The sequence below is a fragment of the Streptomyces sp. RPA4-2 genome (genome assembly GCF_012273515.2).
In the GTDB taxonomy this organism is placed as follows: domain Bacteria; phylum Actinomycetota; class Actinomycetes; order Streptomycetales; family Streptomycetaceae; genus Streptomyces; species Streptomyces kaempferi.
Window position 1 is genome coordinate 1,768,372 of sequence record NZ_CP050975.2, and the last position, 26,091, is coordinate 1,794,462.

The 26,091-nt window shown below is 68.0% G+C and carries 13 protein-coding genes, 3 rRNA genes and 1 pseudogene; 8 read left to right on the forward strand and 9 right to left on the reverse strand.

Features of this window, described 5'->3' with window-relative positions; translation table 11 throughout:
* Positions 1 to 57: 57 nt before the first annotated feature.
* From HEP85_RS07415 to HEP85_RS07430, 4 genes are all read right to left on the reverse strand, one after another.
* A complete protein-coding gene (locus HEP85_RS07415) occupies positions 58 to 666 on the reverse strand; it encodes a CDP-alcohol phosphatidyltransferase family protein (RefSeq protein WP_168527091.1) in 609 nt (202 codons plus the stop codon).
* Positions 667 to 849: 183 nt separating this feature from the next.
* Positions 850 to 966: ribosomal RNA gene (gene rrf / locus HEP85_RS07420) — 5S ribosomal RNA — on the reverse strand.
* Between the two features lie 86 nt (positions 967 to 1,052).
* A 23S ribosomal RNA gene (locus HEP85_RS07425) occupies positions 1,053 to 4,173 on the reverse strand.
* 320 nt (positions 4,174 to 4,493) lie between these two features.
* Positions 4,494 to 6,018: ribosomal RNA gene (locus tag HEP85_RS07430) — 16S ribosomal RNA — on the reverse strand.
* The 16S, 23S and 5S rRNA genes sit together here, the layout of an rRNA operon.
* Before the next feature lie 665 nt (positions 6,019 to 6,683).
* Here HEP85_RS07430 and HEP85_RS07435 point away from each other — a divergent pair.
* Positions 6,684 to 7,133, forward strand: coding sequence for a PTS glucose transporter subunit IIA (locus HEP85_RS07435; protein ID WP_153291774.1), 450 nt, complete (start codon positions 6,684 to 6,686; stop codon positions 7,131 to 7,133).
* Positions 7,134 to 7,210: 77 nt separating this feature from the next.
* Positions 7,211 to 8,881 carry a phosphoenolpyruvate--protein phosphotransferase gene (ptsP, locus tag HEP85_RS07440; RefSeq protein WP_168527092.1) on the forward strand — a complete coding sequence of 557 codons (1,671 nt, stop codon included), beginning with the start codon at positions 7,211 to 7,213 and terminating at the stop codon, positions 8,879 to 8,881.
* A 71-nt stretch (positions 8,882 to 8,952) separates the two neighbouring features.
* Here ptsP and HEP85_RS07445 read toward each other — a convergent pair whose 3' ends face one another.
* Together HEP85_RS07445 and HEP85_RS07450 are read right to left on the reverse strand one after the other, a co-directional pair.
* Positions 8,953 to 9,846, reverse strand: a complete 894-nt coding sequence (locus tag HEP85_RS07445; protein WP_168527093.1) for a hypothetical protein — start codon at positions 9,844 to 9,846, stop codon at positions 8,953 to 8,955.
* 247 nt (positions 9,847 to 10,093) lie between these two features.
* Positions 10,094 to 12,061, reverse strand: a complete 1,968-nt coding sequence (locus tag HEP85_RS07450; RefSeq protein WP_168527094.1) for an acetoacetate--CoA ligase — start codon at positions 12,059 to 12,061, stop codon at positions 10,094 to 10,096.
* A gap of 213 nt (positions 12,062 to 12,274) precedes the next feature.
* On the opposite strand from HEP85_RS07450, the gene HEP85_RS07455 reads away from it, so the two are divergent.
* The gene (locus HEP85_RS07455; protein ID WP_168527095.1) at positions 12,275 to 14,641 is read left to right on the forward strand and encodes a TIM-barrel domain-containing protein; all 2,367 of its coding nucleotides are present in this window, start codon (positions 12,275 to 12,277) and stop codon (positions 14,639 to 14,641) included.
* 28 nt (positions 14,642 to 14,669) lie between these two features.
* Here HEP85_RS07455 and HEP85_RS07460 read toward each other — a convergent pair whose 3' ends face one another.
* Positions 14,670 to 15,203: an NUDIX domain-containing protein gene (locus tag HEP85_RS07460; protein ID WP_168527096.1), complete on the reverse strand. Its 534-nt coding sequence runs from the start codon at positions 15,201 to 15,203 to the stop codon at positions 14,670 to 14,672.
* 359 nt (positions 15,204 to 15,562) lie between these two features.
* Between HEP85_RS07460 and HEP85_RS07465 the strand changes: the two genes are divergently transcribed.
* From HEP85_RS07465 to glpK, 5 genes are all read left to right on the forward strand, one after another.
* Complete coding sequence (locus HEP85_RS07465; RefSeq protein WP_168533412.1) at positions 15,563 to 15,988, forward strand: Zn-ribbon domain-containing OB-fold protein; 426 nt, start codon at positions 15,563 to 15,565, stop codon at positions 15,986 to 15,988.
* 28 nt (positions 15,989 to 16,016) lie between these two features.
* The gene (locus HEP85_RS07470) at positions 16,017 to 17,207 is read left to right on the forward strand and encodes a lipid-transfer protein (protein WP_168527097.1); all 1,191 of its coding nucleotides are present in this window, start codon (positions 16,017 to 16,019) and stop codon (positions 17,205 to 17,207) included.
* Positions 17,208 to 17,306: 99 nt separating this feature from the next.
* Positions 17,307 to 18,938 carry a GGDEF domain-containing protein gene (locus HEP85_RS07475; protein ID WP_168527098.1) on the forward strand — a complete coding sequence of 544 codons (1,632 nt, stop codon included), beginning with the start codon at positions 17,307 to 17,309 and terminating at the stop codon, positions 18,936 to 18,938.
* A gap of 536 nt (positions 18,939 to 19,474) precedes the next feature.
* Positions 19,475 to 20,215 (forward strand): MIP/aquaporin family protein, encoded by a 741-nt coding sequence (locus HEP85_RS07480; RefSeq protein WP_168527099.1) that lies wholly within the window; start codon positions 19,475 to 19,477, stop codon positions 20,213 to 20,215.
* 13 nt (positions 20,216 to 20,228) lie between these two features.
* Positions 20,229 to 21,749, forward strand: coding sequence for a glycerol kinase GlpK (gene glpK / locus HEP85_RS07485; RefSeq protein WP_168527100.1), 1,521 nt, complete (start codon positions 20,229 to 20,231; stop codon positions 21,747 to 21,749).
* A 118-nt stretch (positions 21,750 to 21,867) separates the two neighbouring features.
* Here glpK and HEP85_RS07490 read toward each other — a convergent pair whose 3' ends face one another.
* Together HEP85_RS07490 and HEP85_RS07495 are read right to left on the reverse strand one after the other, a co-directional pair.
* Entirely contained in the window at positions 21,868 to 22,473 is a 606-nt protein-coding gene (locus HEP85_RS07490) for an ATP/GTP-binding protein (RefSeq protein WP_168527101.1), read from the reverse strand.
* Positions 22,454 to 26,088: pseudogene (locus HEP85_RS07495) on the reverse strand (hydantoinase B/oxoprolinase family protein). Before HEP85_RS07495 ends, HEP85_RS07490 begins: the two are co-directional and overlap by 20 nt.
* Positions 26,089 to 26,091 lie beyond the last annotated feature (3 nt).

Genomic DNA, 26,091 nt, shown 5'->3' on the forward strand with positions numbered 1-26,091 from the left:
CCCGCAGTTTTCGAGCGCGGGCCATCGGGGCGCTTCAACTGCCCCTGCGGGCCGAGCTCAATCGGCCGTGGTGTCCGCCCGGACAAGCCGGCGGACCTGCACCACGTACAGGACTCCTGCCCACCAGTACAGGGTTGTACCCCACCCGGCGAACGCCCATCCGAAAATCGCACCGAAGGACGCGAGCCATCCGTGTCCGTCGCTGAGCAGCAACAACGGGAAGGCGTACATCAGGTTGAAGGTGGCGGCCTTCCCCAGGAAGTTCACCTGCGGCGGCGGATAGCCGTGGCGCCGGAGGATGCCCACCATGACCAGCAGCACCAGTTCACGCGCGACAAGCGCCGCGGTCAGCCAGATCGGCAGAATCTCGCGCCAGGTGAGGCCCACGAGAGTCGACAGGATGTAGAGGCGGTCGGCCGCGGGATCCAGCAGCCGGCCGAGGCTGCTGATCTGGTTCCAGCGGCGTGCGAGCTTCCCGTCGAGATAGTCGCTGATGCCGCTCAGCATCAACACGAGCAGCGCCCAGCCGTCGCTCTTGGGGCCTCCGAACTCGGGCCTGAGGATCAGCCACAGGAAGATGGGTACGCCTACCAGGCGTGCCATGCTGAGGATGTTCGGGATGGTGAGGACCCGGTCCGTCTGAACGCGAGTCTCCTGGACCTCCACCCGGGGGCCTCCTGTGGGAAATGTGCCAACGATGCCCCCTGACCTTACCCGCAGCCCTGACAGCGCGACGCGGCGGGTGTCGCCCCGCCGAAAACCAACCATGCCGGGCGGCTCGGAAAGCCCGGAAAACAAAAAAGCTCCGGCTCTCAGGCATAATGCCTGAGAGCCGGAGCTCTAAAATTTGTTCGGCGGCGTCCTACTCTCCCACAGGGTCCCCCCTGCAGTACCATCGGCGCTGTGAGGCTTAGCTTCCGGGTTCGGAATGTAACCGGGCGTTTCCCTCACGCTATGACCACCGAAACACTATGAAACTTTCAACCGGAGCCGTGGCATAGCTACGACGGTTGTTCGTGGTTTCAGAACCAACACAGTGGACGCGAGCAACTGAGGACAAGCCCTCGGCCTATTAGTACCGGTCACCTCCAGCGGTTGCCCGCCTTCCAGATCCGGCCTATCAACCCAGTCGTCTACTGGGAGCCTTAACCCCTCAAAGGGGGTGGGAATACTCATCTCGAAGCAGGCTTCCCGCTTAGATGCTTTCAGCGGTTATCCCTCCCGAACGTAGCCAACCAGCCATGCCCTTGGCAGGACAACTGGCACACCAGAGGTTCGTCCGTCCCGGTCCTCTCGTACTAGGGACAGCCCTTCTCAATATTCCTACGCGCACAGCGGATAGGGACCGAACTGTCTCACGACGTTCTAAACCCAGCTCGCGTACCGCTTTAATGGGCGAACAGCCCAACCCTTGGGACCGACTCCAGCCCCAGGATGCGACGAGCCGACATCGAGGTGCCAAACCATCCCGTCGATATGGACTCTTGGGGAAGATCAGCCTGTTATCCCCGGGGTACCTTTTATCCGTTGAGCGACGGCGCTTCCACAAGCCACCGCCGGATCACTAGTCCCGACTTTCGTCCCTGCTCGACCCGTCGGTCTCACAGTCAAGCTCCCTTGTGCACTTACACTCAACACCTGATTACCAACCAGGCTGAGGGAACCTTTGGGCGCCTCCGTTACTCTTTAGGAGGCAACCGCCCCAGTTAAACTACCCATCAGACACTGTCCCTGATCCGGATCACGGACCCAGGTTAGACATCCAGCACGACCAGACTGGTATTTCAACGACGACTCCACCATGGCTGGCGCCATGACTTCAAAGTCTCCCAGCTATCCTACACAAGCCGAACCGAACACCAATATCAAACTGTAGTAAAGGTCCCGGGGTCTTTCCGTCCTGCTGCGCGAAACGAGCATCTTTACTCGTAGTGCAATTTCACCGGGCCTATGGTTGAGACAGTCGAGAAGTCGTTACGCCATTCGTGCAGGTCGGAACTTACCCGACAAGGAATTTCGCTACCTTAGGATGGTTATAGTTACCACCGCCGTTTACTGGCGCTTAAGTTCTCAGCTTCGCCACCCCGAAGAGTGACTAACCGGTCCCCTTAACGTTCCAGCACCGGGCAGGCGTCAGTCCGTATACATCGCCTTACGGCTTCGCACGGACCTGTGTTTTTAGTAAACAGTCGCTTCTCGCTGGTCTCTGCGGCCACCCCCAGCTCACCGAGTAAATCGGATCACCAGTGATGGCCCCCCTTCTCCCGAAGTTACGGGGGCATTTTGCCGAGTTCCTTAACCATAGTTCACCCGAACGCCTCGGTATTCTCTACCTGACCACCTGAGTCGGATTAGGGTACGGGCCGCCATGAAACTCGCTAGAGGCTTTTCTCGACAGCATAGGATCATCCACTTCACCACAATCGGCTCGGCATCAGGTCTCAGCCTTGATGTGCGACGGATTTACCTATCACACGGCCTACACCCTTACCCCGGGACAACCACCGCCCGGGATGGACTACCTTCCTGCGTCACCCCATCACTCACCTACTACAGGTCTGGTCCGTCGGCTCCACCACTCCCCTTTGCCCGAAGGCTCCGGGGCGGCTTCACGGACTTAGCATCGCCTGGTTCAATGTTTGACGCTTCACAGCGGGTACCGGAATATCAACCGGTTATCCATCGACTACGCCTGTCGGCCTCGCCTTAGGTCCCGACTTACCCTGGGCAGATCAGCTTGACCCAGGAACCCTTAGTCAATCGGCGCACACGTTTCTCACGTGTGTATCGCTACTCATGCCTGCATTCTCACTCGTGAACCGTCCACCACTGCCTTCCGGCGCGGCTTCACCCGGCACACGACGCTCCCCTACCCATCACAGCGGGCGTTGGCCCTATTGCTGCAATGACACGACTTCGGCGGTACGCTTGAGCCCCGCTACATTGTCGGCGCGGAATCACTAGACCAGTGAGCTATTACGCACTCTTTCAAGGGTGGCTGCTTCTAAGCCAACCTCCTGGTTGTCTGTGCGACTCCACATCCTTTCCCACTTAGCGTACGCTTAGGGGCCTTAGTCGATGCTCTGGGCTGTTTCCTCTCGACCATGGAGCTTATCCCCCACAGTCTCACTGCCGCGCTCTCACTTACCGGCATTCGGAGTTTGGCTAAGGTCAGTAACCCGGTAGGGCCCATCGCCTATCCAGTGCTCTACCTCCGGCAAGAAACACACGACGCTGCACCTAAATGCATTTCGGGGAGAACCAGCTATCACGGAGTTTGATTGGCCTTTCACCCCTAACCACAGGTCATCCCCCAGGTTTTCAACCCTGGTGGGTTCGGTCCTCCACGACCTCTTACAGCCGCTTCAACCTGCCCATGGCTAGATCACTCCGCTTCGGGTCTTGAGCGCGCTACTAAATCGCCCTATTCGGACTCGCTTTCGCTACGGCTTCCCCACACGGGTTAACCTCGCAACACACCGCAAACTCGCAGGCTCATTCTTCAAAAGGCACGCAGTCACGAGATATGTGCAAGCACATATCCGACGCTCCCACGGCTTGTAGGCACACGGTTTCAGGTACTATTTCACTCCGCTCCCGCGGTACTTTTCACCATTCCCTCACGGTACTATCCGCTATCGGTCACCAGGGAATATTTAGGCTTAGCGGGTGGTCCCGCCAGATTCACACGGGATTTCTCGGGCCCCGTGCTACTTGGGTGTTTCTCAAACGAGCCGTTGATGTTTCGACTACGGGGGTCTTACCCTCTACGCCGGACCTTTCGCATGTCCTTCGCCTACATCAACGGTTTCTGACTCGTCTCACGGCCGGCAGACCGTGAAAGAGAAATCCCACAACCCCACATACGCAACCCCTGCCGGGTCTCACACGTATATGGTTTGGCCTCATCCAGTTTCGCTCGCCACTACTCCCGGAATCACGGTTGTTTTCTCTTCCTGCGGGTACTGAGATGTTTCACTTCCCCGCGTTCCCTCCACTTGCCCTATGTGTTCAGGCAAGGGTGACAGCCCATGACGACTGCCGGGTTTCCCCATTCGGAAACCCCCGGATCAAAGCCTGGTTGACGACTCCCCGGGGACTATCGTGGCCTCCCACGTCCTTCATCGGTTCCTGGTGCCAAGGCATCCACCGTGCGCCCTTAAAAACTTGGCCACAGATGCTCGCGTCCACTGTGCAGTTCTCAAACAACGACCAACCACCCATCACCCCCGGTTCACACCGGAGTTCACTGGGGCCGGCACTGAAGGCAGCCAACGATCGGCCGTACCTTCAGACACCCAACAGCGTGCCCGACCAGATCCCGTCCGGAGATCATGCTTTCCACGCTCCTCTCAGAGCAGTACTCGCAAGCCTCCGACCCGTGAAACCGGCCGAATAATCAACGTTCCACCCATGAGCAACCATCGTCGAACGTTTGCCGACGTAATGGCCCTGGACCACCAGGCAAGCCTGGCAGCCTAGATGCTCCTTAGAAAGGAGGTGATCCAGCCGCACCTTCCGGTACGGCTACCTTGTTACGACTTCGTCCCAATCGCCAGTCCCACCTTCGACAGCTCCCTCCCACAAGGGGTTGGGCCACCGGCTTCGGGTGTTACCGACTTTCGTGACGTGACGGGCGGTGTGTACAAGGCCCGGGAACGTATTCACCGCAGCAATGCTGATCTGCGATTACTAGCAACTCCGACTTCATGGGGTCGAGTTGCAGACCCCAATCCGAACTGAGACAGGCTTTTTGAGATTCGCTCCGCCTCACGGCTTCGCAGCTCATTGTACCTGCCATTGTAGCACGTGTGCAGCCCAAGACATAAGGGGCATGATGACTTGACGTCGTCCCCACCTTCCTCCGAGTTGACCCCGGCAGTCTCCTGTGAGTCCCCATCACCCCGAAGGGCATGCTGGCAACACAGAACAAGGGTTGCGCTCGTTGCGGGACTTAACCCAACATCTCACGACACGAGCTGACGACAGCCATGCACCACCTGTACACCGACCACAAGGGGGCGACCATCTCTGGCCGTTTCCGGTGTATGTCAAGCCTTGGTAAGGTTCTTCGCGTTGCGTCGAATTAAGCCACATGCTCCGCTGCTTGTGCGGGCCCCCGTCAATTCCTTTGAGTTTTAGCCTTGCGGCCGTACTCCCCAGGCGGGGAACTTAATGCGTTAGCTGCGGCACCGACGACGTGGAATGTCGCCAACACCTAGTTCCCACCGTTTACGGCGTGGACTACCAGGGTATCTAATCCTGTTCGCTCCCCACGCTTTCGCTCCTCAGCGTCAGTAATGGCCCAGAGATCCGCCTTCGCCACCGGTGTTCCTCCTGATATCTGCGCATTTCACCGCTACACCAGGAATTCCGATCTCCCCTACCACACTCTAGCTAGCCCGTATCGAATGCAGACCCGGGGTTAAGCCCCGGGCTTTCACACCGACGTGACAAGCCGCCTACGAGCTCTTTACGCCCAATAATTCCGGACAACGCTTGCGCCCTACGTATTACCGCGGCTGCTGGCACGTAGTTAGCCGGCGCTTCTTCTGCAGGTACCGTCACTTTCGCTTCTTCCCTGCTGAAAGAGGTTTACAACCCGAAGGCCGTCATCCCTCACGCGGCGTCGCTGCATCAGGCTTTCGCCCATTGTGCAATATTCCCCACTGCTGCCTCCCGTAGGAGTCTGGGCCGTGTCTCAGTCCCAGTGTGGCCGGTCGCCCTCTCAGGCCGGCTACCCGTCGTCGCCTTGGTGAGCCACTACCTCACCAACAAGCTGATAGGCCGCGGGCTCATCCTTCACCGCCGGAGCTTTCAACCCACCCAGATGCCCAGGCAGGTATTATCCGGTATTAGACCCCGTTTCCAGGGCTTGTCCCAGAGTGAAGGGCAGATTGCCCACGTGTTACTCACCCGTTCGCCACTAATCCACCCCGAAGGGCTTCATCGTTCGACTTGCATGTGTTAAGCACGCCGCCAGCGTTCGTCCTGAGCCAGGATCAAACTCTCCGTGAATGTTTTCCCGTAATCGGGACGACACCACGAGAGCGGAACAAGGAAGAGGAATAATCCTCCCGGTTCACAGCGTCCTCGCTGTGCGCCTACCCCAAGGGGCAGGACTTTTTCAAAGGAACCTCGTCCCGGCCGATCGGCCGGAGACGGGGTATCAACATATCTGGCGTTGATTTTTGGCACGCTGTTGAGTTCTCAAGGAACGGACGCTTCCTTTGTACTCACCCTCTCGGGCTTTCCTCCGGGCGCTTCCCTTCGGTCTTGCGTTTCCGACTCTATCAGACCGTTTCCGTATCCGATTTCCTCGGTGCTTTCCAGGTTTCCGCTCTCGCGTTTCCCTTTCCGGCGGTTCCAAACTCTATCAGTGATTTTCCGTCTCTCTGACCACCCTCCTGCAGACATGCAGAAGGAGACCCCGAGATAGGATCTGACAAGTTGGGTGCTGCCAGGCAACGACGCTTGGACGCGCCGCTCAGCCTCAAGCAGGAGTACGACTGTACAGGGGGCCTCGGAGCGGGCGCAAATCGTTTGCGCCGTGCTCTACGTCTGTCAACCGGAACCTCTCGTGCAGAACCGGCACTTCATATGACATACCCTGCTCAAACAGTGCGCCGTCCCGGACAGGCAGTGACGGCCCCTCATGAATCTCCACCTCTGGGAGGCTTCCCATGACCACCGTTACGTCCCCTCTTGCAGGACGCGCCATCGGACTCGCCGCGGTACCGGATCCCGTGTTCTCCGGGGCGATGGTCGGCCCCGGCACGGCGATCGATCCCGTGCGTGAGCCCTCGGAGGCTGTCGCTCCCGTGGACGGAGTAATTGTCTCCCTCCACCCGCACGCCTTCGTCGTCGTCGACGAACAGGGTCACGGCGTGCTCACGCACCTGGGCATCGACACCGTGCAGCTCAACGGCGAGGGCTTCGAGCTGCTCGTCAACAAGGGAGACACCGTCACGCGCGGTCAGGCCGTGTTGCGCTGGAACCCGGCTGCCGTGGAGCAGGCCGGCAAGTCGCCGATCTGCCCGGTCGTGGCGCTCGAGGCCACGGCCGATTCCCTCTCCGAGGTCCGCGAGGACGGCGACGTGAAGTCCGGCGACACTCTCTTCGCCTGGCAGTGACCTCCGTGCCGTCCTCGACGGCACATCGCACAACCACCGCGGCGGCGGGACCCGCCGCACTATCGGAGACGGGTGAGATGGAGACAACGCTGCGAGGCGTCGGCGTGAGCCACGGTGTGGCGATCGGCGAGGTTCGGCACATGGGAACGGCGGTCCTCGAACCGCCTGCCAAGCAGATCCCCGCGGAGGACGCGGAGCGCGAACAGGGGCGCGCCCGCAAGGCCGTCGAGGCGGTGGCGGCCGACCTGATTGCGCGCGGCAATCTGGCGGGTGGCGAGGCCCAGCACGTGCTCGAGGCGCAGGCCATGATGGCCCAGGACCCCGAATTGATGGCGGACGTCGACCGGCGGATCGCCGTCGGCAGCACGGCCGAGCGCGCGGTCTACGACGCATTCGCCTCGTACCGGGCTCTGTTGGCGGGTGCCGGTGAGTACCTCGCCGGCCGTGTGGCCGACCTCGACGACGTGCGGAACCGTATCGTCGCGCGGCTGCTCGGCGTGCCCATGCCGGGTGTACCGGACAGTGACGAGCCCTACGTTCTCATCGCCCGTGACCTCGCCCCCGCGGACACGGCGCTGCTCGACCCCACCCTCGTGCTCGGCTTCGTCACCGAGGAGGGCGGGCCGACCAGCCACAGCGCGATCCTGGCGCGGGCGCTCGGCGTACCCGCCGTGGTCGCGCTGCCCGGCGCCGGCGAACTCGCCGAGGGCACCGTGATCGCCGTGGACGGCAGCAGCGGTGAGATCTTCGTGGAGCCGAGCGCAGAGAAGAAGGCACAGCTGCAAGCCGCGGCCGCGGAGCGCAAGGCGGCACTGTCCGTGTCGACCGGTCCCGGCGCCACCTCCGACGGGCACAAGGTGCCGCTGCTGGCCAACGTCGGTGGACCGTCCGACGTGCCGGCCGCTGTGGAGGCCGGAGCCGAAGGTGTCGGTCTGTTCCGTACCGAGTTCCTCTTCCTGGACGACAGCAAGCAGGCGCCCTCGGAGGTGAAGCAGGTCGAGGCGTACCGGCAGGTGCTCGAGGCGTTCCCCGAGGGACGTGTCGTGGTGCGTGTGCTGGACGCGGGCGCGGACAAGCCGCTCGAGTTCCTGACTCCTGCCGACGAGCCGAACCCGGCGCTGGGAGTGCGGGGTCTGCGTACGTTGCTCGACCACCCCGACGTGCTGCGCACGCAGCTGACGGCGCTGGCGAAGGCTTCGGAAGGGCTGCCGGTCCACCTCGAAGTGATGGCTCCGATGGTCGCGGACCGCATCGACGCCAAGGCGTTCGCCGACGCGTGCCGTGCCGCCGGACTGCGGGCGAAGTTCGGTGCCATGGTGGAGATCCCGTCGGCCGCCCTGCGGGCGCGGTCGATCCTCCAGGAGGTCGAGTTCCTGTCCCTGGGCACGAACGACCTCGCGCAGTACACCTTCGCCGCGGACCGGCAGGTGGGCGCGGTGTCCCGGCTGCAGGACCCGTGGCAGCCCGCGTTGCTCGACCTGGTCGCGCTGTCCGCCGAGGCGGCGAAGGCCGAGGGCAAGAGCTGTGGCGTCTGCGGTGAGGCCGCGTCCGACCCGCTGCTCGCGTGTGTGCTGACCGGTCTGGGGATCACCTCCCTGTCGATGGGTGCCGCGTCGATTCCCTATGTCCGGGCGGCGCTCGCCAAGTACACGCTCGCGCAGTGCGAACGTGCGGCCGCGGCCGCACGTGCCGCGGACACGGCCGAGGAGGCGCGCACGGCGGCTCAGGCGGTGCTCTCCGGCGAGTGACGTGGCTCCTCGCCGAGCGAGGGCCGCCTGCTGAGGGGCGCTCCACCTGCGGGTGGGGCGCCCCTTCGCCTTCAGTGGGTGTGGTCCGTCGTCCCTGCTTCGGGTCCGAGGTCGGGCGGTACGCAGTAGTCGACGCCCGATTCCGGGGAGACCAGGTCACCGGACGCGACGTCGGTGCAGTAGGCGTCGAAGACCTCGCCGGCGGTGAGGGGTTCCAGTCCGTCGGCGCGCAGGCGCCATCCGTAGACGCGGTCGGTCGTGCCGGGGGCGGCGGTGCGCATGACGAGGCCGCCGGCGCTTCGGGTGGCGATGCCCAGGGCGAGGACCGTGGTGAATTCCAGGGCTTCGGCTTCGTCGAGGCGGGCGGTGCCCCCGGCGTCGTCGTGGGCCCGGAGCGCGGCGACGAGTGGTTCGGGTGGCGTCGAGACACTGCAGACGAGGTGGCGCTCGCCGGGACCCGCGGTGTCGAGGACCCGGGCGAGGAGGCGGGAGGCCCGGGCGAAGGACGCGCGTCCGATGTCCTCGCCGCAGGACGCGCAGTTGCCGACGCGGGCCAGGAGCGTCGTCGCGTACTCCCAGGTCGCTTTGCGGACGGCTTCGTCGATCAGGTCCGGAACGAGGTCGGCGAGGGGCTGGCCCTGGTACGGAACGGTGGAGCCGGTGGCGGCCAGTTCGGCGGTGAAACGGGTGCGGCTGGCGGCGGCGTCGGGTTCCAGTCCGTTGTGGACGCAGAACTCCGCGTACTCCTCGGGGTCGAAGAGCGCCACCGTGGTGTGGCTGCCCTGGGCGGCGAGGGTCCGCAGCAGGGATTCCACCTGCTGGAGGTAGGCCGTGTGGTCGTCGAAGGTGAAGGTGCGGTAGCGCCGCATCGCTGTGAAGTCGTGGGCGTCGGTCAGCAGACCGATCGTGCCGGCGATTTCACGGCGCAGGACGCGTCGCATGGTCTGGTGTTCGGTGTGCGCCATTGTTTCCCCCTGCGCACAGTCGATCAATGCTCACTCACAGTAACCGGCGGCACTGACAACGGCCTGCGGGCGAGGTGCTCGCGGACCGCTCTGCGAGGGAACGAGCAGGTCACAGGGGTGGACGCGCCCGGGACGGTCCAGCCGCCGGCGCGGCTCGACCGTCGCGGTGACGGCGCGTGGATCGGTGCCGCCCCGGGCGGACGGTGCGAGTCCGAGGCCGCCCGAGCGGGTTGGCCGCGGAGGCTGGTCAGCCGCGCTTGCGGGCCAGGTCCTCGTAGAACCTCAGCAGTTCGACGTTGTCCACGGAGCCGACGTTGACCGCCTTGTCCAGAGGAGTGCCCTGCAGCAGGCGCTTGACCGGGACCTCGATGCGTTTGCCCGTGAGCGTGTGCGGGACGCCGGGGACCTCGATGACCTCGTCGGGGACATGGCGCGGCGAGAGCTGTTCGCGGATGGTCTGCTTGATGCGGTTCAGCAGGGCTTCGTCGAGTGCGGCTCCGGGGGCGAGCTGGACGAAGAGGGGCATCCAGTAGCCGCCGTCGGGCTGTTCGATGCCGATGACGAGCGACTCCTTGATCTCGGGGAGGCGTTCGACGGCTTCGTAGATGTCGGCCGAGCCCATGCGCACGCCCTGGCGGTTGAGCGTGGAGTCGGAGCGGCCATGGATGACCACGGAGTCCCGCGAGGTGACGGTGATCCAGTCACCGTGACGCCATACTCCGGGGTAGGTGTCGAAGTAACTGTCGTGGTACCGGCTGCCGTCGGGGTCGTTCCAGAAGCGGATGGGCATGGACGGCATCGGGTTGGTGACCACGAGTTCACCGACTTCGTCGATGAGGGGTTTGCCGCTCGGGTCCCAGGACTGGAGGTCGGTGCCGAGTCCCGCCGCCTGGAGCTCGCCGATGTACACCGGGAGGGTGGGCACGGCTCCCGCGAAGCAGGAGCACACGTCGGTCCCTCCGCTGACCGAGGCGATCCACAGGTCCTCGCCCACCTCGTCGTGCAGCCAGCGGAATCCGTCGGGCGGCAGCGGCGAGCCGGTGGTCGCGACGCACCGCACGCGCGTGAGGTCGAAGTCGCGTGCGGGGTGCACCTCCGCCTTGCGGCACGCCATGACGTACGCGGCGGACGTACCGAAGAGGGTCGCTCCCGTACGTTCGGCGATACGCCACTGGGCACCGGTGTCCGGGTAGCCGGGACTGCCGTCGTACAGGACGATCGTGGTGCCCGTGAGCAGGCCCGACACGAGGAAGTTCCACATCATCCAGCCGGTGGACGTGTACCAGAAGAAGCGGTCCTCGGTGCTCAGGTCGCAGTGCAGCCCGAGCTGCTTGAGGTGCTCGACGAGGATGCCGCCCTGGGACTGGACGATCGCCTTGGGCAGTCCGGTCGTTCCCGACGAATAGAGCACCCACAGGGGGTGGTCGAACGGCACCGGTTCGAAGACCGGCTCCACATCGGCTGAGGTCAGCGTGGACCAGTCCAGGGCGCCTTCGGGGGCGTCCGTGCCGAGCAGCGGGATGTGGACGACGGCGCGCAGGGTGGGCAGTTCGTCACGCAGTTCGGCGACCACGTCGCGGCGGTCGTGCTCCTTGCCGCCGTAGCGGTAGCCGTCGACCGTGAAGAGCACGACGGGCTCGACCTGCTGGAAGCGGTCGAGGACGCTGCGGGCTCCGAAGTCGGGGGCGCAGGAGGTCCACACGGCCCCCACGGCGGCCGTGGCGAGCAGGGCGACCACGGCCTGCGGAACGTTCGGGAGATAGCCGCTGACGCGGTCGCCCGGGTGTACGCCGAGGGCGCGCAGCTCGGCGGCCAGGGAGCCGACCTGGCGGCGCAGCTCGGACCAGCTCACGGGGGTCGGCTCGTGGGTCTCGTCGACGTAGAGGAGCGCCGGTTCGTCGGCGCGGGTTCCGGCCGCGCGCAGAGCGTGCTCGGCGTAGTTGAGGGTCGCTCCGGGGAACCATTCGGCGCCGGGCATCGACCGGTCGCCGAGCACGCGCGCGTAGGGGGTCGAGAAGCCTACGTCGAACCACTCGGTGACGGCTTTCCAGAACGTGTCCAGTTCGTCCACCGACCAGCGGTGCAGTGCCGCGTAGCCGCCGTGGGACGGGGCTCCGTGGTGCTCGGCCGCCCAGGCCTGGAATTTCGTGATCTGTGCCTGGGCGATGCGCTCTGGAGCGGGCTGCCAGAGCGGTGAGGGGTTCGCGGTGGACATGGGGCGGCTCCCGGACTGTGCGCGTCGTGTGCGTCGGTCGCGCACGCGCTGGGGTGTGCGCGTCGCGCGGCTGACACGGACGATGCCATGTGATCGACTTCAGCACCAGGGCGCGCCACACATAGTCGGCGACATGAAGATGTGCCCTCACCACGGGTGAACGGAAGTTGAACGACTCACCCGTTCGATGGAGGCAATGGCAGGGTGAGCAGCATGGATGGTCGTGACCTGGTGCGTTCGGTGAAGGCGGTCGGTTCGACGGGGGCGGCCCAAGGGTTGCGGACCGTGCGTGCCGCATGGCGCAGGCGGCGTGCCGATGCCGCCGGGCTGCCGCGACGGGGGGCCGAGCGTGCACGGGTGCCGGGCCCGGTGCAGGCCGTGGAACCGGGGCCCGGCGGTGGTGTCGTCCGGTTCAGCCGATCGGAACTGCGGATCATGGTCGCGGTGAGCGGCGCGGTGTTCTGGGGCTGGGACGGCGTCGGTCCGGAGCCGTCGTACGGGCTCGCCGGCCGTTGTCCGGAACCTGACCCGCGGGCCGTCCTGGAGCCCGACAAGGACGGCGGGTGGCGGGTGGTGGCCGAACGGGTGACGGTCGTCGTCTCGCGGCACGGCGCCGTCGAGGTGCGCACCCCTGGTGGGGTGATCCTACGCCGCGATCTGCCGCCCCGCTGGTGGGAGCCGGTCGGCGGGGGCACGGCGCGCTGGATGCAGCGTTCGGAAGTGGCCGCCGACGCTCGGTTCTTCGGTCTTGGCGGGCGGGCGGCGGGTCCTCGGTTGCGCGACGGCACGTACCGGTTGTGGAACACCGATCCGGGGCATGCCTTCGCGCCCGGCGACGACCCGCTGTACATCACCATGCCCGTGCAGATGGTGGTCGCCGACGCGGCCACCCATCTCGTGTTCCACGACTCCTCGTGGGACGGCACGGTGGTTCTGCGCGAGGGTGAGGAGGGCGCGGGCTCCGGACACGACCGGGCCGGGACGTGCGAGCTGCGGATGGACGGCGGACCACTGCGCTGCTGGGTCATAGTGGGCACTCCCGCGCGCGTGCTGCACGCCTGGGTGTCGCTGACCGGGGCCCCCGCGCTGCCGCCCGCCTGGGCGCTGGGCCACCATCACGCGCGCTGGGGCTTCGGCAGTGAGCAGGAGGTGCGGCGGATCGTCGCGGGCTACCAGGAGCGTGATCTGCCGCTCGACGCGGTTCATCTGGACATCGACCACTACGACGCGCACCAGGTGTTCACCGTCGACCGGGAGCGCTTCCCGAAACTGCCGGCGCTCGCCGGGGATCTGCGTCGTGACGGTATCCGGCTGGTGTCCATCGTCGACGCGGCCGTCAAGGCCGAGCCGGGCAACGCGGTGTACGACAGTGGCGTCGCCGAGAACGCCTTCGTGAGGGATGCCTCGGGCCGGCCCGTACGCGGTGTGGTGTGGCCCGGGGACTCGGTCCATCCGGACTTCACGGACGCGCGCGTGCGGCAGTGGTGGGGCGGTCTCTACGAGGAGCGGCTCGCGCAGGGGTTCGCGGGGTTCTGGCACGACATGAACGAACCCACGTCGTTCACGGCCTTCGGGGAGTCGACGCTGCCGCGGTCGGCGCGGCATTCCCTGGAGGGGCGCGGGGGTGACCATCGTGAGGCGCACAATGTGTACGCCCTGGGGATGGCCGGGGCCGCGTACGAGGGTCTGCGCCAACTGGTCCCCCAGGAGCGGCCGTTCCTCTTCTCGCGCTCGGGGTGGGCCGGAATGCAGCGCTACGGGGGGACCTGGTCCGGGGACGTGGCCACCGGCTGGCCCGGGTTGCGGGCGTCGCTGTCGTTGGTGCTGGGACTCGGTCTGTGCGGGGTGCCGTACTCGGGTCCCGACGTGGGCGGCTTCGACGGGAGTCCGTCGCCGGAGCTGTATCTGCGGTGGTTCCAGCTCGGCGCGTATCTCCCGCTGTTCCGTACGCACGCGAGTCTGCGGGCGGGGCGCCGGGAGCCCTGGGAGTTCGGTGCCGACGTTCTGGAGCACGCGCGCGTGGCGCTCGTCGAGCGGCGGCGGCTGTTGCCGTACTTCGTGACGCTCGCGCATCTGGCGGCCCGTACCGGAGCGCCGTACGTGCGTCCGGTGTGGTGGGGCGCGCCCGAGGACCGGGCGCTGCGCGACTGCGAGGACACCTTCCTGCTCGGCGACTGTCTCCTCGTGGCGCCGGTGCTGGACCACGGGGCGGACCGGCGTGCGGTCCAGCTGCCGCGGGGGCGCTGGTACGACACCGTCACCGAAGAGGCCTACGAGGGGCCGGCCCAGGTGCTGCTCGACGCCCCCTTGTCGCGGATTCCGGTCCTGGCGCGCGCGGGTGCCGTTCTGCCCGTCCGGGGCGATGACGGCGCTCTGGAGCTGGAGGTGTGGGCTCCCGCGCGCGGGCGGGCCGGTGGTGGCCTCGTGGTGCCCGACGAGGGCGACGGCTGGGACGAGCCCGAGGTGGAACGCTATGTGACGCGTTGGGAGGGGGAGCACGTGGTCGTCCGGCGGGAGGGGGACAACGGCGCGAGCGAGCCGGAGCGTCCCGTTCGGATGCGGGGTCTCGGGACGCTCTGAAGGGCCCCGTGGGGCCCCAGGAGTCCCTTCAGTACCGTCCCTCGAACCATGCCCCGGCCGCCAGGGTGTGCAGCGGGAAGGCGAGTTCGGCCGGTCTGCGCAGCAGGTGCCAGCCCTCGGTCTCGTCCGTGGCGGCGGAGACCGGCAGGTCGGCCGCCGGGCGCTCCGGGAGGAGGCCGAAGAGCAGCAGGTGGCCCGCGGGGGAGCTCATCGCGTCCGCGAGGCGTACCTCGCGGCCGGCGGCGTCGATGCCCGTCTCTTCCCTGAGCTCCCGGACGACGGCGTGCCGCCAGTCCTCCCGGTCGTCGATGAAGCCTCCGGGCAATGCGATGCCCCCGCGCGCGGGGGCGATGGTCCGGGTGATGACGACCAGGGCGGTGCCCGCGGCGTCGTAGACGGGCTGCAGGGCCACCGCGACCGGCAAGGGGTTGCGGTAGGCGACGGTGCCACAGGCCGCGCAGGTGCGGGGCCAGCCGGAGATGCCCTCTCCGTAGGGTGCTCCGCAACTCGAACAGTGCGAGTCCGGGGCGAAGTCGGCAGGCGGGTGCGGGGTTTCGGACACGCCGGGACTGTAGCCGATCACCCGGCCCCGGCTTCCGGCGCCTCCGTCCTCGGTCCGTATTCCGCCGCGATGCCGCCACTCGTCGGCGAGGTTGGTGCCGCCGCTCCTCGGCGAGGTTGATGAGCCCGAGGCCTTCGAGGCCGGTGTCGAGCGACCGGTTCGCTGCGGGACGAGCGTCACTGCCGGAAGGACGGCCGGAACCACCCCCGTGGGCCCCGGCCGCCCCTCCTGTACTCCGACGCCCCGGAGGCCTGCGTGGTTCTCTTCCGAAGCTGCCCATTTTCCGTTGCCCGTGACACACTTCTGACGTTCCGTCAGATCCATGCCATGGAGGGGTCTTGTCGCGTACGCACACACCTGTGGTCGCCGGATGGTTCGCCGGAGACGGGGACGGGTTCCATCTGCTCGGCACGCGCTGCTCGGCGTGCGCCTCGGTCTTCTTCCCCCGCGAGGACGGCTTCTGCCGCAATCCCGGCTGCCCCGGCGGAGACCTGAACGAGGTCCCGCTCTCCCGGCGCGGTCGCATCTGGTCCTACACGGACAGCCGGTACCGGCCACCGTCACCGTATGTGACCGATCCGGAACTCTCGTGGGAGCCCTACGCGTTGATCGCTGTGGAGCTGGAATCCGAGCGGATCGTCGTACTCGGCCAGACGGTTCCCGGTGTCTCCACCGTCGATCTGGCGGTGGGCATGGAGGTGGAGGTCGTCCCCGGTGTCCTGAACGAGGACGAGGAGACGACGTGGACGACGTGGCACTGGCGGCCGACGGGGGTGACGGCATGAGGAGCATGCGGGGCACGGGGGTGACGGCATGAGCGGCGAGGTGGCGGTGCTCGGCGCGGGCATGCACCCCTGGGGCAAGTGGGGACACGGCTTCGTCGAGTACGGGGTCGCGGCGGCCCGCGCGGCGCTGGCCGACGCGGGGGTCGACTGGCGTGACGTCGACTCGGTCGTGGGCGCGGACACCGTGCGCGGTGGCTATCCCGGACACGTGGCGGGCGCGACCTTCGCGAAGGCGCTCGGCTGGCAGGGAGCACGGGTGACGAGCGTGTACGCGGCGTGCGCCTCCGGGGCGCAGGCCGTCGGCACCGCGCGGGCGCAGATCCTGTCGGGTCTCGCGGACCTGGTGCTCGTAGTGGGCGCGGACGCGGCGCCCAAGGGGTTCTTCCGTCCGGCGGGCGGGGACCGGCCGGACGATCCCGACTGGTTGCGGTTCCGTGTCCTCGGGGCGACGAATCCGACGTACTTCGGGCTGTACGCGCGCAGGCGGATGGCCGTGCACGGAGACACCCTGGAGGACTTCGCGCAGGTCAAGGTGAAGAACGCCGCCTTCGGGGCACTGAACCCGAACGCGCGGTACCGCAAGAGGGTCACCGCCGAGGAGGTGGCCGGCTCCGCGGTCGTCGCCGATCCGCTGCGGCTGCTCGACATCTGCGCGACCTCCGACGGAGGAGCCGCTCTGGTGCTGTCGAGCATGGAGTTCGCACGACGGCACGGGACAGCCGACCCCGTGCGGATCCGCGCGGTGTCGACGGTGACGCCGCGCTATCCCCACACCGTGCTGGATCTGCCGGACATCGCCACGGACTCCGCGGCCGCGGTGGAGCCCGCTGCGGACACCTTCCGCGCCTCGATCGCACGGGCGGCTTACGAGGAGGCGGGTATCGGCCCGGAGGATCTGTCGCTGGCCGAGGTGTACGACCTGTCCACGGCGCTTGAGTTGCAGTGGTACGAGGATCTCGGGTTGTGCACGGAGGGCGAGGCGGCGAAGTTGTTGTGGGAAGGGGCCACGGCGCTCGGTGGCCGGATACCGGTCAACGCCAGCGGCGGCCTGGCCTCCTTCGGTGAAGCCGTACCGGCACAGGCCATAGCCCAGGTGTGCGAGCTGACCTGGCAGTTGCGGGGCCACGCGGGCGACCGGCAGGTCGGGGGAGCACGCGTGGGGATCACCGCGAACCAAGGGCTGTTCGGACACGGGTCGTCGGTGGTCGCCGTCCGCTGAGCCGCCAGATCTGCGCACTCTCTGTGATGAGTCGGGAATCCCGCGTGAACAGCTCGTGAATCACGCCCGGGTGTGCGCGGACGGCGCCAGTATGCTTCCGTGCCCTCCTGGACGGATACTGTCCGCTTCGCCTTCCAGCCGGTCGTCAACCTGACGACCGGAGGGGTCGCGGCGCTGGAGATACTCGCCCGTCCGGAGGCCGGAGACATCCTCGCGCAGGCCCGTCGCGATCCCGAACTCGACGGCCGGCTGGCCGCGGTGGCGATCCAGTCGGCGGCCCGCAAAGGAACCGCTCTGCCGCTGCACGTCAACGTGTTCGCCGGGACCCTGGCCGATCTCGGCGGACTCGCGGCGCTGCGCGAGGCGGTCCGCGCGGCCGGGCGGCTGCCGTGGGAGGTCACGGTCGACATCGGTCCTCCGTACACGCATGTGCCGCAGCACGCCCTGCTGGAGGCGGTCGCCACGCTGCGCGGCGACGGCTTTCGGATCTGCGCTGACGGCGTGGGTGACGGCGACGTACCGCTGCGCCTGCTCACGGATCTCGCACCCGAGCTGGTGAAGCTCGACGTGTCACTGCTGGCGCGCCCCGCGGCCGTGCGGGCGATGCGGACGCTGTGCGAACAGTTGGGCGCGTTGTTGTCCGTGGAGGGCGTCGAGACGGAGCTGCAGTGCGCGGCCGCGGTGTCGGCGGGCGCTCAACTGGCGCAGGGCGACCTGTTCGCGCCGCCCGCCCGGCTGCCCGCGGCGGACGTATACGTTCCGGCCCTCTCCCCCGGCGTCGCCCCGACGCCCCCGTCCGGGCCTTCGGTGCTGCAGTTCGTGCGGCCCGCCGCACTGTTGCCCGCGACGGCCTCCGCGGGGCGGGTACGCGCGCTGCTCACCGGGTCGCCCGACGTGTCCGGGGTGCTGCTCGTGGACTCCGCGGGGATCCCGGTCCGCTCGGTGCACCGGTCACGATTCCTGCTGTCCATGTCGGGTCCCTACGGGCACGCGCTGTACGCCGACCGCCCGGCCGCCAAGCTCGGTGATCCGCCACGCACGGTCGGCGTGGACGCCACCGCGTGGGAGGTCCTCGACGTGGTGGCGGACGGGGAACGGGACCGTACGTCCGACGACGTGGCGGTCGTCGACCGCTACGGGCGGTGCGTGGGAGTCGTACGCCTGGCCGATCTCGTACGAGCGCTCTCCGAGAGCCGGGTCGAGGAGGCGGCGGGGCTCAACCCGCTGACACGGCTGCCCGGTTCGGACGTGATCACCACGGAGGTGGACCGGCGGATCGCGCACGGCCGCGTGTTCGCGCTCAGCTGGCTCGATGTCGACCATTTCAAGCAGGTCAACGACGGAGCGGGATTCGCGGCGGGCGACGAACTGATCCGCGCGGTCGGGCGGGCTCTGCAGCTCGCGGCGTCCGAGGCGACCCGGGTGGGGCACATCGGTGGCGACGACTTCCTGGTCCTGGCGGACCCGGACACGCTCGACCCACTGGCCAGTTCCGTGCTCGACGCGCCCTGGTCGGCGGGCGGCCGGCCCGTCACGCTGTCGCTGGCCACGATCCTCTGCGCGCCGGGAAGCGTGAGCGACCACCGACAGGCGGCGGCCTGTCTGGCACCGCTGAAGCAGGCGGCGAAGTCACTGAGCGGGGCGAGCTGGGTGCTGGGGCGTGCGGGTCTACCGGGCCATGAGGTCCGCCGCGGCTCGGGCGCGGCACAGGCGCAGGCTCAGGCGGGCTGAGCGGCATGGGGCGGGTATCTGTCGATTCCCGTAGGTGGGTGCGGCGGCGGGGTACCGGGTGACTTGCGGGGACACGGGAGCCGCATGGAGCGTGGGTGCACCGGAACCGAGTGGACGGGCGGGGACACCGGAGCCGCGTGCCGCGGGGAGACACGGGAGCCCTGCGACGGGCGGTGCTCAGGGGGCGGTCGCCCCCGAACGAGGGGGCCGGGAGGCCCGTGCCGTGTGTCGATCTTGGCTCGTTCACGGCCCTCAACCGTTCCCGTCACCGACCTTGACGCCCCCTGGGCACCGGTGAACACTTCCGGGTGTCAGTCGGCATCGCCGCATTCGGGCGTCTCCAGGCACCGCGCCGCTCGGGTTCCCGACCTGTTCCAAAGGCCGTCCCCCACGGGCGATTCCGCTGCGACGGCACGCTCGTCACGGACGCCGGGCGGGGCGCGGGACCTCCCTGCCCTCGGCTGAAGTGGCCATGGGAAACGCACCCTGCACGGTGGCCCGGGGCGGTCCGCTCCGGGCGAGGCCTAGGAGCCGCCATGAGCAACGGCGACATATTCGTCGGCGAGTTGATCGGCACTGCGATTCTGATTCTGTTCGGCGCGGGCGTCTGCGCCGCTGTCACACTCGACAAGTCCAAGGCGCAGGGCGCCGGCTGGGTCGTCATCGCCTTCGGATGGGGATTCGGCGTGCTCGCCGGCGCGTACACCGCCGCACCGCTGTCCGGAGGACAGCTCAACCCGGCCGTGACCATCGGTTTCGCCATCGAGGGCACGACCAAGTGGGAGGACGTGCCCTTCTACGTCCTGGGGCAGTTCGCCGGCGCCGCGATCGGCGCCACTCTCTGCTGGCTGCTCTACCTCGGCCAGTTCAACCTCAACGCGGACGAGGACAACGCCATCGAGACGCTGGGCATCTTCTCGACCCGGCCCGAGATCGACAACCCGGTGCAGAACCTCATCACCGAGACCATCGCCACCGCCGGCCTGATGCTGCCCATTCTGGCCATGGTCGGCGGGCAGAAGCACGTGGCGGGGATCGGCGACGCGGGACTACCGGTGCAGCTCATCGCGTTCCTGGTCGTCGGTATCGGCCTCTCGCTGGGCGGCCCCACCGGGTACGCCATCAACCCGGCACGCGACCTGGGACCACGCCTCATCCACGCACTGCTGCCGATTCCCAACAAGGGCACCTCGCAGTGGAGCTACTCCTGGATCCCGGTGGTCGGCCCGATCGCGGGTGCCGCCATCGGGGCCGCGATCTACAACGCAGCCTTCTGACGAAGGGGACGTCATGACGGACAACGCCGAGAAGTACGTCGCCGCAATCGACCAGGGCACCACATCGAGCCGCTGCATCATCTTCGACCGGGGCGGCGCGATCGTCGCCGTCGACCAGCGCGAGCACCGCCAGATCTTCCCCAAGCCGGGGTGGGTGGAACACGACGCCACCGAGATCTGGTCCAAGGTGCAGGCGGTGGTGGCCGGCGCGATCGCCAAGGCCGGTCTGCGCGCCGACCAGCTGAGCGCGCTCGGCATCACCAACCAGCGCGAGACGACGGTCCTGTGGGACCGCGCCACCGGCAAACCCGTGCACAACGCGATCGTCTGGCAGGACACCCGGACCTCCGCGCTCTGCCACGAACTGGGCGGGACGGACGGCCAGGACCGCTTCCGCGACCAGACCGGCCTGCCGCTGGCCAGCTACTTCTCCGGGCCCAAGGCGGCCTGGCTGCTGGACAACGTGCCGGGCCTGCGCGCGCGTGCCGAACGCGGCGAGATCGCCTTCGGCACCATCGACTCCTGGCTGATCTGGAACCTGACGGGCGGCACGGACGGCGGACGGCACGTCACGGACGTCACCAACGCCGGGCGCACCATGCTGATGAACCTGGAGACCCTCCAGTGGGACCCGTCCATCCTCTCCGCGATGAACGTCCCCGAAGCGGTGCTGCCCGAGATCAGGTCCTCCGCCGAGGTGTACGGCACCGCCGTGGGCCAGCTCGCGGGCGTCCCCGTCGCGTCGGCGCTCGGCGACCAGCAGGCGGCGATCTTCGGGCAGGCCTGCTACGACGTGGGGACGGCCAAGAACACGTACGGCACGGGCAGTTTCCTGCTGCTCAACACCGGCAACCGGCCCGTCCCCTCGAAGAACGGGCTGCTCACCACCATGGGCTACAAGATCGGCGGTGAGGCGCCCGTCTACTGCCTCGAGGGGTCGATCGCGATCACCGGCGCCCTGGTGCAGTGGTTCCGCGACCAGCTCGGCATCATCCGCAGCGCCGACGAGATCGAGCCGTTGGCGGCGAGCGTCGAGGACAACGGCGGCGCCTACATCGTGCCCGCGTTCTCCGGCCTGTTCGCCCCGTACTGGCGCTCCGACGCCCGCGGTGTCGTCACCGGCCTCACCCGGTACGTCACCAAGGCGCACCTCGCCCGCGCGGTCCTGGAGGCGACGAGCTGGCAGACCCGGGAGGTCGTGGACGCCATGTTCCAGGACTCCGGCGTGCAGATCACCACCTTGAAGGTGGACGGCGGCATGACCAAGAACAATCTGCTGATGCAGCACCAGGCGGATGTCCTCGGCGTGCCGGTGATCCGCCCGAAGGTCTCCGAGACGACGTGCCTGGGAGCGGCCTACGCGGCCGGGCTCGCCACCGGCGTGTGGAACGACCTCGACGAGCTGAAGTCGCACTGGCAGAAGGACGTCGAGTGGACACCGGCCATGGAGGCCTCCGTACGCGACCGCGAGTACCACAACTGGCGCAAGGCTGTGGAGAAGAGCTTCGGCTGGCACACGGACGACGTCGGCTGAGAACGAGGTCCACGCGCGCGTGGCCCGCGTGAGGCGTACGCGCGCGTGCGGAGCTGCGGCCCGTACCCCGGTCGGCGGGGGTACGGGCCGTATCCACCGCGCCGCCCAGGGGCCCGGGTCAGGTCGCGACGGGTTCGCGCCGGGCGGCGGTGGTCGCCAGCGCGTGCTGGACGACCTCGATGAGGACCTCCTTGGCCGACTCCCGGTCCCGTGCGTCGCACAGGACGAGCGGCACGTCCTCGTCGAGGTCCAGGGCCTGACGCACCTCCTCGACCGGGTGGCGGGCCACTCCTTCGAAGCAGTTGACCCCCATCACGAACGGAATGGAGCGCCGCTCGAAGTAGTCGACGGCGGCGAAGCAGTCCTCCAGCCGCCGGGTGTCGGCGAGCACGATCGCACCGAGCGAACCGGTGGCCAGTTCGTCCCACAGGAACCAGAAGCGGTCCTGTCCGGGCGTCCCGAAGAGGTACAGCACCAGGTCCTCGCGGAGGGTGATGCGGCCGAAGTCCATGGCGACGGTGGTGGTGTTCTTGCCCTCCACACCGCTGGTGTCGTCCACGGGCCGGCCCGCCTCGGTGAGCACCTCCTCGGTGCGGAGCGGCTTGATCTCACTGACCGCGCCGACCAGGGTCGTCTTGCCCACGCCGAAGCCGCCGGCCACCAGGATCTTGAGCGTGACGGGCTCGACCGGAGGCTTGCCGCGCTCAGTACGCCCGAAGATCATTGGTCTCTACTCCTGCTTGCTGGGGGGTCGTGCGGCGGTGGGCCGTAGCCTCCGCCGCCGGGGGTTTCGATGACGAGTACGTCGCCGGGGCCGACATCCGTCGTAGCACTTCCGCCAAGTTCGGTGACCGTGCCGTCGGCGCGCTCCACCCGGCCCGCCCCGAGTGCCCCCGGCCCGCCGCCCGCCATGCCGTAGGGCGGCATCCGGCGGTGCTGGGAGAGCGTGGAGACGGTCATCGGCTCGAGGAAACGGATCCGGCGCACGGCGCCGTCCCCGCCGTTCCAGCGTCCCCGGCCTCCGCTGCCGTGCCGGACCGCGAACTCGTCGAGCCGGACCGGCAGCCGCCATTCCAGCACCTCGGGGTCGGTGAGCCGCGAGTTGGTCATGTGGGTCTGCACGACGGACGCGCCGGGGAAGCCGTCCCCGGCGCCCGATCCGGAGGCCACGGTCTCGTAGTACTGGCAGCGCTCATTGCCGAACGTGACGTTGTTCATCGTGCCGGAGCCCTCGGCCTGTACACCCAGGGCTCCGTACAGCGCTCCGGTGATCGCCTGGGACGTCTCCACGTTGCCGGCGACCACGGCGGCCGGGGGCTCCGGGGCGAGCATCGAGCCGGGCGGCACCACGATGTCCAAAGGACGCAGGCAGCCTTCGTTGAGCGGGATGTCGTCGTCGACCAGGGTGCGGAAGACGTACAGGACCGCGGCGTCGACCACGGAGAGGGGCGCGTTGAAGTTGGTGGTGAGCTGCGCGGACGTACCCGTGAAGTCGATGGTCGCGGAGCGCTCGCGGCGGTCCACCCGCACGCTGACCCGGATGACGGCCCCCGAGTCGGTCTCGTAGGCGAACTCGCCGTCCTCCAGGGCGTCGATGACGCGTCGCACGGCTTCCTCGGCATTGTCCTGCACATGGCGCATATAGGCCTGTACGACGTCGAACCCGAAGTCCTCGATCATGCGGGCGACTTCGTCCACGCCCTTCTGGTTGGCGGCGATCTGGGCGCGCAGGTCGGCGAGGTTGGTCTCCGGATCGCGCGAGGGGTAGGGCGCCTCGGTGAGCAGGGCCCGTGTCTCCGGCTCGCGGAACCGGCCGTTCTCGGCGAGCAGCCAGTTGTCGAACAGGACGCCTTCCTCGTCGATGGTGCGGCTGTCCGCGGGCATGGAACCCGGCGCGATGCCGCCGATCTCGGCGTGGTGGCCGCGTGAGGCGACGTAGAAGAGGATCCGGTCACCCTCCGTGTCGAACACCGGGGTGATCACGGTGACGTCCGGCAGGTGGGTACCACCGTGGTACGGGTCGTTGACCGCGTACGTGTCGCCGGGCCGCATGCTGTCGCCGCGCCGCCGGACGACCTCCTGCACGCTGGTGCCCATGGAGCCCAAGTGCACCGGGATGTGGGGTGCGTTGGCCACCAGGCTGCCGTCGGGGTCGAAGAGGGCGCAGGAGAAGTCCAGGCGCTCCTTGATGTTGACCGACTGGGCGGTGGACTCCAGGCGGGCGCCCATCTGCTCGGCGATGGACATGAAGAGGTTGTTGAAGACCTCCAGGAGGACCGGGTCCGCTTCCGTGCCGAGATCGGAACTCTGCGTGACCGCCACGCGTTCCATGAGCAGATGCCCGTCGTCGGTCGCCGCGGCCCGCCAGCCGTCGTCGACGACGGTCGTCGCGCTGGACTCCGTGATGATCGCGGGTCCGGTGACGGTCTGCCCGGGGGGCAGTTGCTCGCGGCGGTGCAGGGGCACGTCGCGACGGGCACCCCCGGTGTGGAGGCTGACCGTCTCCCGGCGCACCGGGGGCGGACGAGGGGGTGACGAGGGCGGAGAGATCGGGGGGTTCGGTGAGACCGGTGGCTTCCACGGACAGGGCTTCCACGACGACCGGACGATCGAGGGTGAAGGAGTAGGTGGCGCGATGGAGTTCTTCGAAGGCCCGGGTCATGGCGTCGGGCCGCGTCAGCTCGACGGTGAGCGCCGTGTCCGTGCCGTCGTAGCGGAGTTGGGCGCGGCGGGTGACGCGGATGCGGTGCCCCGGCACGTCCTCGGCGAGGAGTTCGGCACGCGCCGCGCCCTCCAGGTCGTCGGCGGTCTTGAGCACGCCGGGCATCGAGGAGAGCTCCAGGGGTGCCTCCACGGACTGCTCGCGCATGGCCGTGGTGTCGGCCAGCCCGATGCCGAGGGCGGAGAGGACACCGGCCATGGGCGGCACGAGGACCGTGCGGATGCCGAGCGAGTCGGCCACCATGCACGCGTGCTGACCGCCCGCGCCGCCGAAGGTGGTGAGTGCGTACCGGGTGACGTCGTGGCCCTTCTGGACCGAGATCCGCTTGACGGCGTTGGCGATGTTGGCCACGGCGATCTGCAGGTATCCCTCGGCCACCTGCTCCGGGGTGCGGTCGTCGCCGGTCTTCTCGCGGATCTCGCGCGCGAGAGCGGCGAACCGGCCGCGGACGAGGGTGTCGTCGAGGGCCTGGTCGCCGTCGGGGCCGAACACCTGGGGGAAGTACGCGGGCTGGATGCGGCCGAGCACCACATTGGCGTCGGTGACCGTGAGCGGGCCGCCACCGCGGTAGGAGGCGGGTCCTGGAGTGGCGCCGGCCGAGTCGGGTCCCACGCGGTAGCGGGAGCCGTCGAAGTGAAGCACCGAGCCGCCCCCGGCGGCGACGGTGTGGATGTCCAGCATGGGCGCGCGCAGCCGGACCCCGGCGATCCGCGTGGTGAAGACGCGTTCGTACTCGCCCGCGAAGTGCGAGACGTCCGTGGAGGTGCCGCCCATGTCGAAGCCGATGACGCGGTCGAAGCCGGCGAGCTGCGACATCCGGGCCATGCCGACGATGCCGCCCGCGGGCCCGGACAGGACGGCGTCCTTGCCGCGGAACTGGCCGGCTTCGGTGAGTCCTCCGTTGGACTGCATGAACATCAGCCGCACGCCGCGGAGTTCGTCGGCGACATGCTGGACGTAGCGGCGCAGCACCGGCGACAGGTACGCGTCCACGACCGCCGTGTCGCCCCGCGGGACCAGCCTCATCAACGGGCTGACCTCGCTGGAGAGCGAGATCTGCGGGAATCCGACCGTGGCCGCGAGTTCGCCGACGGCCTGTTCGTGGGTGGGGTGGAGGTGACTGTGCATGCAGACGACGGCGACGGCGCGGATGCCGGAGTCGTACGCCTCCTGGAGGGGCACGGCGAGGGCGTCGAGGTCGGGGGCGCGCAGGACGGTGCCGTCGGCGGCGATCCGCTCGTCGACCTCGACCACGCGCTCGTACAGCAGCTCGGGCAGTTCGATGGCGCGGGCGAAGATGCGGGGGCGGTTCTGGTAGGCGATGCGCAGGGCGTCCCGGAAGCCGCGGGTGATGACGAGAAGGGTGCGTTCTCCCTTGCGTTCCAGGAGGGCGTTGGTGGCGACGGTGGTGCCCATGCGGACGGCGTCGACGGGCGTGTCCTGGGGATCCCGGCCGTCGTCGCCAAGGAGTTGGCGTACGCCCGCTACCGCCGCGTCGGTGTACCGGGCGGGATTGTCGGACAGCAGTTTGTGCGTGAGCAGACGGCCGTCCGGGCGTCGCGCGACGATGTCGGTGAAAGTGCCGCCCCGGTCGACCCAGAACTGCCAGCCAGTCACTTT

Excerpts from the sequence above, each read along its gene's own strand:
- HEP85_RS07470 (WP_168527097.1), top strand. The coding sequence starts at position 16,017 with ATGAGCGGCGAGGTGGCGGTGCTCGGCGCGGGCATGCACCCCTGGGGC.
- HEP85_RS07455 (WP_168527095.1), top strand. The coding sequence starts at position 12,275 with ATGGATGGTCGTGACCTGGTGCGTTCGGTGAAGGCGGTCGGTTCGACG.
- HEP85_RS07490 (WP_168527101.1), bottom strand. The coding sequence starts at position 22,473 with ATGATCTTCGGGCGTACTGAGCGCGGCAAGCCTCCGGTCGAGCCCGTC.
- HEP85_RS07435 (WP_153291774.1), top strand. The coding sequence starts at position 6,684 with ATGACCACCGTTACGTCCCCTCTTGCAGGACGCGCCATCGGACTCGCC.
- HEP85_RS07480 (WP_168527099.1), top strand. The coding sequence starts at position 19,475 with ATGAGCAACGGCGACATATTCGTCGGCGAGTTGATCGGCACTGCGATT.
- ptsP (WP_168527092.1), top strand. The coding sequence starts at position 7,211 with ATGGAGACAACGCTGCGAGGCGTCGGCGTGAGCCACGGTGTGGCGATC.
- HEP85_RS07450 (WP_168527094.1), bottom strand. The coding sequence starts at position 12,061 with ATGTCCACCGCGAACCCCTCACCGCTCTGGCAGCCCGCTCCAGAGCGC.
- glpK (WP_168527100.1), top strand. The coding sequence starts at position 20,229 with ATGACGGACAACGCCGAGAAGTACGTCGCCGCAATCGACCAGGGCACC.
- HEP85_RS07445 (WP_168527093.1), bottom strand. The coding sequence starts at position 9,846 with ATGGCGCACACCGAACACCAGACCATGCGACGCGTCCTGCGCCGTGAA.